The 13,649-nt window shown below is 73.5% G+C and carries 12 protein-coding genes, 1 rRNA gene and 1 pseudogene; 2 read left to right on the top strand and 12 right to left on the bottom strand.

Features of this window, described 5'->3' with window-relative positions; all coding sequences use genetic code 11:
- Positions 1–160: 160 nt before the first annotated feature.
- The 5 genes from ACGFYY_RS41720 to ACGFYY_RS41700 form a co-directional block, all read right to left on the bottom strand.
- Positions 161–1,282, bottom strand: coding sequence for a glycosyltransferase family 4 protein (locus ACGFYY_RS41720; RefSeq protein ID WP_393717769.1), 1,122 nt, complete (start codon positions 1,280–1,282; stop codon positions 161–163).
- Positions 1,283–1,488: 206 nt separating this feature from the next.
- Positions 1,489–3,213 (bottom strand): DNA repair protein RecN, encoded by a 1,725-nt coding sequence (gene recN / locus ACGFYY_RS41715; RefSeq protein WP_365278006.1) that lies wholly within the window; start codon positions 3,211–3,213, stop codon positions 1,489–1,491.
- A gap of 107 nt (positions 3,214–3,320) precedes the next feature.
- Positions 3,321–4,274 (bottom strand): NAD kinase, encoded by a 954-nt coding sequence (locus ACGFYY_RS41710; RefSeq protein WP_393717767.1) that lies wholly within the window; start codon positions 4,272–4,274, stop codon positions 3,321–3,323.
- Positions 4,271–5,086: a TlyA family RNA methyltransferase gene (locus tag ACGFYY_RS41705; RefSeq protein ID WP_365277999.1), complete on the bottom strand. Its 816-nt coding sequence runs from the start codon at positions 5,084–5,086 to the stop codon at positions 4,271–4,273. The genes ACGFYY_RS41710 and ACGFYY_RS41705 overlap by 4 nt, the downstream gene beginning before the upstream one ends.
- A 7-nt stretch (positions 5,087–5,093) precedes the next feature.
- Positions 5,094–5,348: a hypothetical protein gene (locus tag ACGFYY_RS41700; protein WP_393717765.1), complete on the bottom strand. Its 255-nt coding sequence runs from the start codon at positions 5,346–5,348 to the stop codon at positions 5,094–5,096.
- 64 nt (positions 5,349–5,412) lie between these two features.
- Here ACGFYY_RS41700 and ACGFYY_RS41695 point away from each other — a divergent pair, with 64 nt between their 5' ends.
- On the top strand, positions 5,413–5,760 hold the full coding sequence (locus ACGFYY_RS41695; protein WP_365278003.1) for an alkyl sulfatase C-terminal domain-containing protein: 348 nt from the start codon (positions 5,413–5,415) through the stop codon (positions 5,758–5,760).
- A gap of 148 nt (positions 5,761–5,908) precedes the next feature.
- On the opposite strand, the gene ACGFYY_RS41690 is transcribed toward ACGFYY_RS41695, so the two are convergent.
- The 4 genes from ACGFYY_RS41690 to ACGFYY_RS41675 form a co-directional block, all read right to left on the bottom strand.
- Positions 5,909–6,730 carry an ABC transporter ATP-binding protein gene (locus ACGFYY_RS41690; protein ID WP_393717763.1) on the bottom strand — a complete coding sequence of 274 codons (822 nt, stop codon included), beginning with the start codon at positions 6,728–6,730 and terminating at the stop codon, positions 5,909–5,911.
- 5 nt (positions 6,731–6,735) lie between these two features.
- Positions 6,736–7,755 carry an iron chelate uptake ABC transporter family permease subunit gene (locus tag ACGFYY_RS41685; RefSeq protein WP_365266820.1) on the bottom strand — a complete coding sequence of 340 codons (1,020 nt, stop codon included), beginning with the start codon at positions 7,753–7,755 and terminating at the stop codon, positions 6,736–6,738.
- Positions 7,756–7,832: 77 nt separating this feature from the next.
- Positions 7,833–8,900, bottom strand: a complete 1,068-nt coding sequence (locus ACGFYY_RS41680; protein ID WP_393717761.1) for a FecCD family ABC transporter permease — start codon at positions 8,898–8,900, stop codon at positions 7,833–7,835.
- A 49-nt stretch (positions 8,901–8,949) separates the two neighbouring features.
- Positions 8,950–10,014: an HAD hydrolase-like protein gene (locus ACGFYY_RS41675; RefSeq protein ID WP_393717759.1), complete on the bottom strand. Its 1,065-nt coding sequence runs from the start codon at positions 10,012–10,014 to the stop codon at positions 8,950–8,952.
- An 87-nt stretch (positions 10,015–10,101) separates the two neighbouring features.
- On the opposite strand from ACGFYY_RS41675, the gene ACGFYY_RS41670 reads away from it, so the two are divergent.
- Positions 10,102–11,373, top strand: coding sequence for a DUF1015 family protein (locus ACGFYY_RS41670; protein ID WP_393717757.1), 1,272 nt, complete (start codon positions 10,102–10,104; stop codon positions 11,371–11,373).
- 67 nt (positions 11,374–11,440) lie between these two features.
- Here the strand turns inward: ACGFYY_RS41670 and ACGFYY_RS41665 are convergent, their stop codons facing one another.
- The 3 genes and pseudogenes from ACGFYY_RS41665 to rrf all read right to left on the bottom strand — a co-directional run.
- Positions 11,441–12,256: a tetratricopeptide repeat protein gene (locus tag ACGFYY_RS41665; protein WP_365266725.1), complete on the bottom strand. Its 816-nt coding sequence runs from the start codon at positions 12,254–12,256 to the stop codon at positions 11,441–11,443.
- A gap of 255 nt (positions 12,257–12,511) precedes the next feature.
- Positions 12,512–13,249 (bottom strand): annotated as a pseudogene (locus ACGFYY_RS41660) (RNA helicase); the annotation flags it as partial.
- Positions 13,250–13,558: 309 nt separating this feature from the next.
- Positions 13,559–13,649: ribosomal RNA gene (gene rrf, locus ACGFYY_RS41655) — 5S ribosomal RNA — on the bottom strand; the annotation flags it as partial.

Here is a 13,649-nt window from a genome sequence, read left to right as displayed (position 1 = left end):
GGCGGCCCCCCCCCCCCCCCACCCCCCGTCCCCCGGGCCCGCCCCGCCCCCCCCCCCCCCCCGCCGGCGTGCCACAAACCCCCCCCCCGCCGGCGATTGAGGCGCGGGCGCGGAGCGCCGTGGGGGAACGAGAGCCACCCGGTCGGGCAGGCCCGCAGGGCTACCGGCGGCGTTCCATCAGTTCGTCGTAGACCGACAGGACCTGCGCCACCGTGTCGTCCTCGGACGGCCACGTCGCGGCCTGCACGCGCCCCGCGGCCGCCAGCGCCGCCCGACGGTCCGGGTCGGACAGCAGGCCGGTCACGGCCGAGGCGAGCGGCCCCGCCTCGCCCGGCGGGACCAGGACCGCGCCCTCCCCCACGAGTTCCGGGACCCCGCCCACCGCCGTGGCCACCAGCGGTACGCCCGCCCGCAGTGCCTCCTGCGCCAGCAGCGCCCGCGCCTCCCACCGGCTCGGCAGCACCGCCACATCCGCCGCCGCCAGCAGGTGCGCCGCGTCCCGGCGGCGCCCCAGCAGCCGTACCGGCAGCCCCTCCGCCACGATCCGCCGGGAGAGGTCCGCCCGGAGCGGCCCCTCCCCCGCGATCACCAGCAGCGGCGCCGGGTCCAGGCCGCGCCACTCCCGTGCCGCGTCGAGCAGTACGGAGTACCCCCGGTGCGGCACCAGGCTGCCGACGGCGATCAGCAGCGGCCGTTCCACCGCGCCGAGTTCCGCCCGTACCTTGCCGGGGTCGGCCGCCGGCTCCGGACCCGCCGGGTCGGCCGGTACCGCCACCGGGGCCAGCCGCGCGTCCTTGGCTCCCCGCAGCCGGGCGACGTCCACCTGGTCCGAGGAGGCTCCGAGCACCACCGCCGCGGCCCGGGCGACGTGCCGTTCCAGCAGCCGGCTGAGCCGTCCGAGCGCTCCGGCCGCCGTCGGGCCCTCGCCGTGCCAGCTCACCACCAGTGGCACCCGGCGCCCCCGTATGGCCAGGGCGGCGCGCATCCCCGCGCGTACGCCGTGCGCGTGCACGAGGTCCGCTCCGGCGCAGGCCGCCCGCAGCACGCCGACCGCGTCGGGGGCGAACTGCGCCCCGGCGCCGGTGAAGTCGTACTCCCCCTCCGCCTGGACGGGCGCGCACACCGTGACCCGTACCCCGCGCGCGGCGAGGCCGGTCGCGAGCGACCGGACGTGCGCGCTGCTGCCCGCGCCCGCACCGGTGCCGAGTACTTGCACGGTGCGCAGCGGCGGCCGGCCGTAGGGCTGGGCCGGGAAGGAGGTGGAGACCGGGGAGCTGCTCACGGGCCGAAGCTCCAGGGTGAGGGAGTCAGAGACGTCGCCAAGGATGCCAGTCCGCACGCGCGTTCCGGGACCATACGGGTGCGGATCCCGTACGAGATACCGCAGGACGCCCCTCAGCCTCACCCACACGGACTATCCCTTCGCCGTCCCGGGTACGGCGAAGGGACCGGAACGGCGAGCGTTCCGGGCCCCCGTCGTCGTACGTGTCACGCGTCCGCGCGCGCCGCCGCCAGCAGCTCCTCGGCGTGGGCCCGCGCCGAGACCGAGTCCTCGTGGCCGGCCAGCATGCGCGAGAGCTCACGGATCCGGTCCTCGCCCTCCAGGACGGTGACCCCGGAGCGCGTGACGGAGCCGTCGTTGGTCTTCTCGACGAGCAGCTGACGGTCCGCGAAGGCCGCCACCTGCGGCAGGTGCGTGACGACCACGACCTGCGCCGACTTGGCCAGCTTCGCGAGCCGCCGGCCCACCTCGACGGCCGCCTTGCCGCCGACGCCCGCGTCGACCTCGTCGAAGAGGTAGGTGGGTACCGGGTCGGAGCCCGCGAAGACGACCTCGACGGCGAGCATCACCCGGGACAGCTCACCGCCCGAGGCGCCCTTGGCGATCGGTCGGGGCTGGGCACCCGGGTGCGGGGCCAGCAGCAGTTCGACCTCGTCCGCGCCCGACGGGCCGTAGGCGACCGGGCGGCCGTCCACGTCCACTCCGTCGGGGTCGTCGGTCTGCCGGACGTCGATGGTGACGCGGGCGTGCGGCATGGCCAGCGAGGCCAGCTCCTGCGTCACGGCGGAGGCGAAGCGGGTCGCGGCCTCCACCCGGGCGTCCGTCAACGCCTGCGCCAGCAGGGACAGTTCATCGCGCAGTCCGTCGCGCTCGGCGGTCAGTTCGGTGATCCGCTCGTCGTCGCCGTCCAGTTCCAGCAGCCGTGCCGCGCCCTGTTCGGCCCACTCCAGTACGGCGTCCACGGTGCCCGCGGTGCCGTACTTGCGGGTGAGCTGCGTCAGGGCGGCCCGCCGCTCCTCGACCGCGGCCAGTCGCAGCGGATCGGCGTCGAGGTCGTCGGCGTAGCCCGCCAGCTCCCCGGCCACGTCGGACAGCAGGATGCCCAGCTCCCCGATGCGTTCGGCGAGCGCGCCGAGGGCCGGGTCGTGGGAGCGTACGGATTCCAGTGCCCGGTGGGCGCCCGCGACGAGCATGTTCGCGTCGATGGCCTCCGGGTCCTCGGGGTTGCCCGCGAGCGCGGCGTGCGCCAGCTGCGCCGCCGAGGCCAGCGCTTCGGCGTGCCCGAGGCGCTCGGCCTCGGCCGCGAGTTCGGTGTCCTCGCCGGCCACCGGTTCCACGGCCCCGATCTCGTCCAGTCCGAAGCGCAGCAGGTCGGCCTCCTGGGCCCGTTCCCGGGCCCGGGTGGTGATCTCCTCCAGCTCCACGGCGACCGCGCGGAGCCTGCGGTAGGCCGATCCGTACTTCTCCAGGGGGACGGCGACGGCGTCCCCGGCGTACCGGTCGAGCGCCTGCCGCTGGCGGGCGGGGCGCAGCAGCCCCTGCTGGTCGGTCTGCCCGTGTACGGCGACCAGGTCGTCGGCGAGTTCGCCGAGCAGGCCGACGGGCACGGAGCGGCCGCCGACGTGGGCGCGCGAGCGTCCCTCGGCGGACACGGTCCGACTGATCAGCAGGGCGCCGTCGTCGAGCTCGGCCCCGGCCTCCTCGGCGCGTACGGCGGCGGGGGCGTCCGGGCGCATGACGATGCGACCCTCGACCACCGCGGCCTTGGCCCCGATCCGCACCAGGGCCGGGTCGGCGCGACCGCCGAGCAGCAGCCCGAGGCTGGTGACGACCATCGTCTTGCCCGCGCCGGTCTCGCCGGTCACCGCGGTGAATCCGGGCGACAGCTCGACCACCGCGTCGTCGATGACCCCGAGCGACCGTATCCGCATCTCCTCAAGCACGGGACGACGATACCGAGGTTTCATGGGTGCCATGTGACGTCACCCGCTCCGAGTTGTTCGAACGGATGTGCTATTGAGGGCGTGTGAGCTGCGTCTCAGTGCGGCGCCCCGCGCCAACCCGACACCGGCAGCGCGAACTTGGCGACGAGCCGGTCCGTGAAGGACGCGTGGTGCAGCCGGGCGAGCCGCACCGGCACCGCACCCCGCCGCACCTCGACCCGCGCACCGGCGGGCAGCTCCAGCGTGCGCCGCCCGTCGCACCACAGCACGCCGTGCGGAGTACCGCTCTGCACCTCGACCGCCAGCACCGAGGTCGGCGACGTCACCAGGGGCTTCGCGAACAGCGCGTGCGCGCTGATCGGCACCATCAGCAGCGCCTCCACCTCCGGCCAGACCACCGGCCCGCCCGCGGAGAAGGCGTAGGCCGTGGAGCCCGTCGGAGTCGCGCAGACGATCCCGTCGCAACCGAAGCCGGTCACCGGACGCCCGTCGATCTCCAGGACCACCTCCAGCATCCGCTCCGGGGACACCTTCTGCACCGCGGCCTCGTTCAGCGCCCAGTCCCGGTGCAGCACATCACCGTTCGTCCGCACGATCACGTCGAGGGTCATCCGCTCCTCGACCTCGTACGAGCGCGTCACCACCCGGTCCACGACCTTGTCCAGGTCGTCGCGCTCGGCCTCGGCGAGGAACCCCACCCGGCCCAGGTTGACGCCCAGCATCGGCACCCCCGAGGCGCGCGCGAACTCCGCGCCCCGCAGCAGGGTCCCGTCACCGCCGAGCACGATGAGCAGCTCACAGCCGTCCAGGGCCCCCGGGGTGGACTCCGTGACCAGCTGCACCTCGGGGGGCAGCGGCAGGTCCACCGCCTCGTGCTCCATGACGCGCACGCCCAGCCCGCATCTCAGCAGACCCTGCACCACCAGCTCGGCGCTGCGGATGGCCGCCGGCCGTCCGGTGTGAGCGAGCAGGAAGACCGTCCGCCCCTCCCCCGAAAGTCCGGAACCCGTACTCGAACCCGATCCCGCTGTACCCGATGAATCTGTCACTGCGGCCCCTCCGCCACTGCACGGTCAACATCCGCCGGGTCGAGTGCCGGTGCCCCCGCCCGCAGCCACAGAAAGTACTCGACGTTCCCCGACGGCCCCGGCAGCGGACTCGCCGTCACCCCGAGAACACCCAGTCCCAGCTTCGCCGCCTGCGCCGCGACCTCGCGCACCGCCTCGGCCCGCAGCTCCGGGCTGCGCACCACCCCGCCGCTGCCCAGCCGGTCCTTGCCGACCTCGAACTGCGGCTTGACCATCAGCACCAGGTCCGCGTCCGGCGCGCAGCAGCGCACCAGCGCCGGCAGCACCAGACCGATGGAGATGAACGACAGATCACCGACGACCAGGTCGACCGGGAGCCCGTCGAGCTGCTCCACCGTCAGCTCGCGCACGTTCGTCCGGTCCTTGACCGTGACCCGGTCGTCGCTCTGCAGCGACCAGGCCAGCTGCCCGTAGCCGACGTCCACGGCCATCACGTGGGCCACGCCCGAGCGCAGCAGCACGTCGGTGAACCCGCCGGTGGACGCGCCGGCGTCCAGCGCCCGGCGGCCCTCGACGGCCAGCCCCTGGGGCTGGAAGGCCGCGAGGGCGCCCGCGAGCTTGTGCCCGCCGCGCGAGACGTAGTCGGGATCGGCGTCGTCCTTGAGGACCACGAGGGCCGCGCTGGTCTCCACCTGGGTGGCCGCCTTGGTCGCGGTCGTGCCGCCCACGGTCACCCGGCCCGCGGCGATCAGCTGCGCGGCGTGCTCCCGCGAGCGGGCCATGCTGCGGCGTACCAGTTCGGCGTCCAGGCGGCGGCGTGCCACTCCTGCCACGTTCGGTTCAGCTCCTGTTTTCGTACGGTCCGGGGACGGGCGGTGCGTCCAGCGCGGTCAGCGCCTCACGCAGCCCCCGGTGGACATCCTCGTACACCTCGACGTGTCCGTCGGCCGCGAGGTGGTCGGCGTCCGCCAGCCGCGCCAGGTGCGCGTCCACGCCGGCGTGACCGGTGGGCGTGCGTACGAGGCCCAGCGCCACCGGTCCGGCGGGCTCGGCGGAGGCTTCGGCCGGGGGCTCGGCGGCGGCTTCGTCGGTCATGCCCCGACGCTACCCCGAAGCGCCCGGCGACCACGCATGGCTCTGCGGTACGGTCGTGATCACGATGGCTACGATCCAGGAGTGCCGCGAAGCGCTCGACAACCTCTCCGGCAATCTCGCGCGGGCCGACGCCGGCGTGCGCGGCGCGGCCGCGTTCGACCGGTCCCTGAGCTGCCACATCACCGACCTGGACCAGACGTTCACGGGCCGCCTCGACGCGGGCCGGATCCGGGTGGACGCGGTCGCTCCGGGTCCACCCGCGAAGAAGGCGCAGATCCGGCTCGCGATGACCGGCGACGACCTCGTGGCCCTGGTCGCGGGCGAGCTGAAGTTCGCGAAGGCCTGGGCCTCGGGCCGAGTGAAACTGGAAGCCGGCCTGCGCGACCTGCTCCGCCTGAAGAGCATGCTCTGACCGGCCGCCTCTTCCTGCCCCCGCCGCCGCCTCTTCCTGCCCCGCCGGCGCCTTTTCAGCCCCGCCGGCGTTCGAGGCGCGGGGGTCCGGGGGCAGCGCCCCCGGCAACGGCGCCGCACCCGGCAGCGAACCGCCACCCGGCCGGAGGCTACTCGGCCCGGGCCACCGCACGGGCCTTGCGCGCCGCCGGAACCACCAGCGGCGTCCCCGTCTCCGGATCCGGGATCACCTGACAGCGCAGCCCGAACACCTTCTCCACGAGCTCCGCGGTGACCACCTCCGCCGGCGGCCCCTCCGCGACGACCGCCCCGCCCCGCATCGCGATCAGATGCGTCGCGTACCGGGCCGCGTGGTTCAGGTCGTGCAGCACGGCCACCAGCGTCCGCCCCTGCGTCTCGTGCAGCTCCGCGCACAGGTCCAGCACATCGATCTGGTGCTGGATGTCCAGGTACGTCGTCGGCTCGTCGAGCAGCAGCAGCGGCGTCTGCTGCGCCAGCGCCATCGCGATCCACACCCGCTGCCGCTGCCCGCCCGACAGCTCGTCCACGGCCCGGTCCGCGAGCTCGGCGACCCCGGTCGAGGCCATCGACTCGTTCACGACCCGCTCGTCCTCGTCCGACCACTGCCGCAGCAGCCCCTGGTGCGGGTACCGGCCGCGCGAGACCAGGTCGGCCACCGTGATGCCGTCGGGCGCGATCGAGGACTGCGGAAGCAGGCCCAGGGTCTTGGCGACCTTCTTCGCGGGCATCGACCCGATGGCCTGCCCGTCCAGCAGGACCCGCCCGGCGGACGGCTTCAGCATCCGCGACAGGGCCCGCAGCAGCGTGGACTTGCCGCAGGCGTTGGGACCGACGATCACCGTGAAGGAGTTGTCGGGGATCTCCACCGACAGGTTCTCGGCGATGACCCGCTGGTCGTAGCCGAGGGTCACGTTCTCCGCGGTCAGCCGCTGCACTTGGGTACTCCTCATCAGGTTCATATACGTCCCGCCTTGCGCTCGGTGACGAGCAGCCAGAGCAGGTAGACACCGCCGACGAGGCCGGTCACCACACCCACCGGCAGTTGGTCGGCGCCGAAGGCCCGCTGCGAGGCCCAGTCGGACACCATCAGCAGCACCGACCCCATCAGGGCGGCGTTCACCAGGTTCCCGCCGGGCGAGCGGGTCAGCCGCCGGGCCAGCTGCGGCGCGGCCAGCGCGACGAAGCTGATGGGCCCGGCCGCGGCGCTCGCCGCGGTGGTGAGCAGGATCGCCGCGAGCATCAGCAGCAGCCGCGTCCGTTCCACCCGCACCCCGAGCGCGTACGCGGCGTCGTCACCCATCTCCATCATCCGCAGGGCCCTGCCCTGCCCGAGGACCAGCGGGAAGAGCACCGCGCACAGCGCGAGCAGCGGCCACACCTGCGCCCAGTCCCGGCCGGCCAGCGAGCCGGTCAGCCAGACCATGGCCCGGGTGGCCTCGATCAGCTGGGCCTTGGTGATCAGGTACTGGATCACGGCGACGAGCATGGCGGAGGCGCCGATGCCGACCAGCACCAGCCGATAGCCCTGGATGCCCTGCTTGTAGGCGAGCAGGTAGACGGCGGCTCCCGCCAGCAGACCACCGGCCAGCGCGCCGACGGCCACCTCGGTGGCGCCGCCCTTGAACAGGACGATGACGACGAGCGCGCCGACCGCCGAGCCGTAGCCGAAGCCCAGCAGGTCCGGGGAGCCGAGCGGGTTGCGGGAGACCGACTGGAAGACGGCTCCGGAGATCCCGAGCGCCGCGCCTACGAGCAGCGCGACCAAGGCCCGCGGCAGCCGCAGGTCGTTGACGATGAAGTCGGTGGCGGGGGTGCCGTTGCCGAGCAGGGTCTGTACGACGTCCCACGGCGCGATCTCGAAGTCGCCGGTGCCGATGAGCACGACGGACATCGCGAGCGCCGCGACGGTCAGCAGGACCCCGACGGCCAGGGCGCGCCGCTCGACGCGTAGCGACACCCCGCCGGGCAGACGCAGCCGACGGGGTCCGGACCGGCGGCCCTTGCGGGGCGTGTCGGTCGCGGTTCCGGTCGACGTCTCGGTCACGGTCGCGGTCACAGCTGGGCCATCCTCTTGCGCCGAACCAGGTAGATGAAGACCGGGCCGCCGACGAGCGCGGTCACGACGCCGACCTGCAGCTCGGCGGGTCGGGTGACGACCCGGCCGATGACGTCGGAGCCGAGCAGCAGGGCCGGCGACAGGACGGCCGAGTACGCGAGCACCCAGCGCATGTCGGGACCGGTGAAGGCCCGGACGAGGTGCGGGACCATCAGCCCGATGAACACGATGGGCCCGCACGCGGCGGTCGCCGCACCGCACAGCAGGGTGATGGCGACCATGGCGCAGATCCGGGTCCGCGTCAGGTGCGCGCCGAGCGCCCGCGCCGTGTCGTCGCCCATCGCCATCGCGTTGAGCGGCCGGCCCAGCACCAGCGCGAGCACCGCGCCGACGAGCAGGAAGGGGGCCACCTGCCGGACGGTGTCCATGTTGGCCGAGGCCAGCGAACCCACCGTCCAGAAGCGCAGCTTGTCCAGCGCCTTGCTGTCCATCAGCTGCACGGCGTTGATGTAGCCGACGAGGGCCGCACTGGCCGCCGTACCGGCGAGCGCGAGGCGCACCGGGGTGGCGCTGCGGCTGCCGCCGAGCACGTACACGAGGACCGAGACGAAAGCGGCGCCGAGGAAGGCCCACCACACGAACTCGCTCAGCGAACTCGCGCCGAAGAAGCTGATCGCGGAGACCACGGCGGCCGCCGCCCCCGCGTTGACACCGAGGATGCCGGGTTCGGCCAGCGGGTTGCGGGTCAGCGCCTGCATCACGGCACCGGACAGGCCGAGTCCGAGCCCGACCATCAGCCCGAGCAGGGTGCGCGGGATCCGCAGGTCCCGCACCACCACGTCGTTAGGCGTTCCCGCGTAGGCGAACAGGCCGTGCCAGACCTCGTCCAGGGACATCTGCTTGGCGCCCACGGCGATGCTCACGACGGCGATCACTGCCAACACCGCGAGAGCGGCGAGCAGACCGGCGGCGCGCGCGGCATGGCGCGGGCGGGCTACGGCGACGTCGGCGCCCTTCTCGGGCGCCGCGCTCCGTTCGGGTTCAGGGGGACTCTCGACCAACACGCAGGTTAGGCTAACCTACCCTCCGCACGCTCGGGTCCCCCGGACGGCCCTAAAGACCCAGCCTGGCCAGTGCCTTCGCCGCGTCGAACGTGCAGACGCCGTCGCCGGCCGCCGTCCAGGCCGCCGCGCACAGCGCCCGCAGCCCGTCGAGCGGATCGCCCGTCCCCTCGGCTTCCGCGCCGTTCTCCCCGTACTCCCGGAGCTCCAGCACGCCGCCGTTCGTCGCGACCGCCGTCCAGCCGCCGCAGCGGAAACCCTCCGCGAACGGCTCGACCTCCGGCTGCCCGGCCAGCAACCCCCGCAGATCCCGGTCCACATAGGTCGGGCGGTGCCTGGGCTCGGCCCGCAGCAGCTGCTCGGCGTCCGTGACCCCGGTCAGCACCAGCAGCGAGTCCACCTCCCCGTTGAAGGCACCCTCGATGTCGGTGTCCAGCCGGTCCCCGACCACCAGCGGCCGCTTCGCCCCGGTACGCAGCACCGTCTCGCGGTGCATCGGGGGCAGCGGCTTGCCCGCCACCTGCGGCTCCGCGCCCGTGGCGATCCGTACGACCTCCACCGCCGCCCCGTTGCCCGGACCGATCCCCCGTGTCCCCGGAATCGTCAGATCGGTGTTCGACGCGAACCACGACACCCCGCGGTTGATCGCGTACGAGGCCTCCGCGAACCGCCCCCACGGCAGGTCGGGACCCCCGTACCCCTGGACGACCGCCGCGAGCCCCTCCTCCTCGGCCGAGTCCACCGGCACCAGACCCCGCTCGCGCAGCGCGACCCGCAGCCCCTCCCCACCGATCACCAGCACCTTCGCCCCGGGCTCCACCTGCTCCGCGATCAGCCGGGCCACCGCCTGCGCCGAGGTGATCACCTCGGCCGCCTCCGTCGGGATGCCCAGCTCGCCCAGGTGCTCCGCGACCGCGTCCGGCGTCCGCAGCGCGTTGTTCGTGACGTACGCGAGGTGCATCCCGTCCGCGCGGGCCGCGGCCAGGGACTCCACCGCGTACGCGATGGCCTCCCCGCCCGCGTACACCACCCCGTCCAGGTCCAGGAGGGCGGTGTCGTAGGCCTGGTGCAGACTCTGCTCACTCGCCGCGGGACTGGTCCTGCTCTGCCGGGTCATCCTGTCCGCTCCTCTTGAGATCGACCTTGTCCGATTCCGTACTGCCCCGATCATCCCGCATGGCGAGACGCGTCTTACCATGCACCAATGACCACATCTGGTACCGCGGAGCATGGGCTGCGCCTGATCCCGTTCCACGGCCTGCGTTACGTCCCCGAGCGTGTCGGCAGCCTGGCCGCCGTCACCTCGCCGCCGTACGACGTGGTCGTGCGCCCCGACGGAGTCGACCACCTCGAATCCGCCGACCCGCACAACATCGTCCGTCTGATCCTTCCCCAGGCGGGTACCCCGGCCGCGCGCAACGAGCAAGCCGCGCGCACCCTGCACGACTGGCTCGCCGAGGGCATCCTCAGCGCCGACCCCGAGCCCGCGCTCTACGTGTACGAGCAGCGCCGGGCCGGGCTGCTCCAGCGCGGCCTCATCGGCGCCCTCGCCCTGTCGACCGCCGACGCCGGCATCGTGTTGCCGCACGAGGACGTCATGCCGGACGTGGTCACCGACCGGGCCGGCCTGATGCGCGCGACCTCCGCCAACCTCGAACCCCTGCTGCTCACCTACCGGGGCGACGACCCCGGCACCGGAGCGGCGGCGGTCGTCGAACGGACGGCCCGGCTCGGCCCCCTGCTGTCGACGACCACCGAGGACGGCTTCCAGCACCGCCTGTGGGCCATCACGGATCCGGCCGAACTCGCCACCGTCATGGCGGACCTCAGCCACCGCCAGGCTCTCATCGCCGACGGCCACCACCGCTGGGCGACGTACCTGCGCCTCCAGGAGGAGCACGGCTCCCCCACCGCCTGGGACTTCGGCCTGGTTCTCCTCGTCGACACCGCCCGCTATCCGCTCCAGGTCCGCGCCATCCACCGGATGCTGCGCCGCCTCCCGGTCGCCGACGCCCTCGCCGCCCTCGACGGCCACTTCCGCGTCCGCCCGGTCGACGGACCGCTCCCGCTGGCCCTGGACGCCCTCGGGGACGCCTCGGAACGCGGCAACGCCTTCCTGATCGCCGGTGACGGCGCCTTCCACCTGGTCACCGACCCCGACCTGGCGCTCCTCGACACCACCGTCCGCCACGACCGCCCCGAGGCCTGGCGCCGGCTGGACGCCACCGTCCTGCACGCGACCCTCCTCGACGCCCTCTGGCACATCCCGGACACCCCCGACCAGATCACGTACATCCACGACGCCGCGTCCACGGTGGCCATGGCCGAGCGGCACGGCGGTACGGCGGTCCTGCTGCACCCCGTACGCGAGGAAGTCGTACGGGACCTGGCCCGCCAAGGCGTCACCATGCCCCGCAAGTCCACCTCCTTCGGACCGAAACCGGCCACCGGCCTGGTCCTGCGCGGCCTGGGCTGACCTCCTCCGGACATGAAGAAGGGCGGTACCCCGGTCGGGGTACCGCCCTTCTTCATGTCACCGTGCCTCAGGCCTTGTCGCCCTCGGCGTCGGCGTCGGCCGCGGACTGCTCCAGCGGCTCGTACTCCTCGTCGTCCTCGTCGTAGTACTCGGCGACGTCGGAGGCGCGCTCGGCCGCGGCGATCTCCGCCGCGTCCTCGTCGTCGTCCTCGTCGTCCTCGTCCGCGTCCTCGGCAAGGTCGGACAGGTCGACCGAGGCGTCGACGAACTCGACACCGTCGAGCTCGGCGAGACGGTCGGACGCGTCGGTGGACCCGTCCTTGTCCGCCTCGAGGGTCTTGGCGAACCACTCGCGCGCCTCGTCCTCACGACCGGCCGCCAGCAGGGCGTCGGCGTAGGCGTACCGCAGGCGCGCCGTCCAGGGCTGGACGGAGTTGGAGGCCAGCTCCGGGCTCTGCAGGGTCACGATGGCGGCTTCGAGCTGCCCCTGGTCCCGCCGGGCACCGGCCGCGACCAGACGCATCTCGACCTGACCGGCCTTGTCCAGCTTCTGCACCTCGGGCTCGCCGGCCATGGCCAGGGCCCGCTCCGGACGGCCGAGGCCGCGCTCGCAGTCGGCCATGACGGGCCACAGCTCGACGGAGCCGGTCATGCGCTTGGCGGCACGGAACTCCGCGAGGGCCTCGCTGTACTTCTGCGTGGCGTACGCGGCGAAGCCTGCGGCCTCGCGGACGGCGGCGACACGGGAGGCCAGCCGCAGGGCGATGCGCGAGTACGCGTACGCCTGCTCCGGCTCGTCGTCGATCAGCCGGGCGACCATGACGAGGTTCTTGGAAACCTCCTCGGCCAGGCCCTTGGGCAGGCTCAGCAGCTCCTGACGCACGTCGGCGTCGATCTCGAAGCCGGTGACGTCCTCGTCGATCGGAAGCCGCTTGACCGGGTCCCGGTCACGGTCCGCGCGGAAGTCGCGGTCGCCGCCGCGGTCATCGCGACCACGGTAGCCACCACGGTCACTGCCGCGATCGTCACGGCCACCACGGAACCCGCCACGGTCGCCGCCACGGTCGTCGCGGCGCGGGTAGGACGGGCGGTCGCCGCCGCGGTCGTCACGGCCGCCACGGTAACCACCGCGGTCGTCATCACGGCGCGGGTAGGACGGGCGGTCGCCACCACGGTCGTCACGGCGGAAGCCGCCGCCACCACCGGAGGGACGCCCACCGCGGTCGTCGTCGCGGCGCGGGTACGACGGGCGGTCGCCGCCGCGGTCGTCACGGCCACCACGGTAACCACCGCGGTCGTCATCACGACGGGGGTACGAGGGACGGTCCCCACCACGGTCGTCACGACGCGGGTAGGACGGGCGGTCGCCGCCGCGGTCGTCACGGCCGCCACGGTAACCACCGCGGTCGTCGTCACGACGGGGGTACGAGGGACGGTCCCCACCACGGTCGTCACGACGCGGGTACGACGGGCGGTCGCCGCCGCGGTCGTCACGGCCGCCACGGAATCCACCGCGGTCGTCGTCACGACGGGGGTACGAGGGACGGTCCCCACCACGGTCATCGCGGCGCGGGTAGGACGGGCGGTCGCCACCACGGTCGTCACGACGGAAACCGCCGCCACCACCGGAGGGACGCCCACCACGGTCGTCGTCACGACGCGGGTAGGACGGACGGTCCCCACCACGGTCATCACGACGCGGGAAGCTGGGACGGTCGCCACCACGGTCGTCACGACGGAAACCGCCGCCACCACCGGAGGGACGGCCACCACGGTCGTCGTCACGGCGGGGGTAGGACGGACGGTCGCCGCCACGGTCGTCGCGGCGGAAGCCGCCACCGCCACCGGAGGGACGCCCACCACGGTCATCGCGACGGAAGCCGCCACCACCGCTGGACGGCCGGCCGCTGGCACCACGGTCGTCACGACGGAACGGAGGACGGTCGCCACCACGGTCGTCACGGCCCCCGCGGTAGCCGCCCCTGTCACCGCCGTCGTTGCGCCGAGGCTCGCGCTCCGGACGATCGTCGGGAGAGTTGGACATGGGTGTGACTCCTGTCTTCGGGGTACCGCTAGTCATTCTCGCGCAACCAACCCATGGCCGCGCTTCGGCGTAAAGAGGTGAAAAACAAAAAGGACCCTTGGTCCAGCGTTGAACGCTGGACCAAGGGTCCTTTGAAAGATTGTTCGGCGGCGTCCTACTCTCCCACAGGGTCCCCCCTGCAGTACCATCGGCGCTGAAAGGCTTAGCTTCCGGGTTCGGAATGTAACCGGGC

The organism is Streptomyces sp. NPDC048331 (genome assembly GCF_043201215.1).
In the GTDB taxonomy this organism is placed as follows: Bacteria; Actinomycetota; Actinomycetes; order Streptomycetales; family Streptomycetaceae; genus Streptomyces.
The sequence above is the reverse complement of the archived record's forward strand: the minus strand, read 5'-3'. Positions and strand labels throughout refer to the sequence as shown.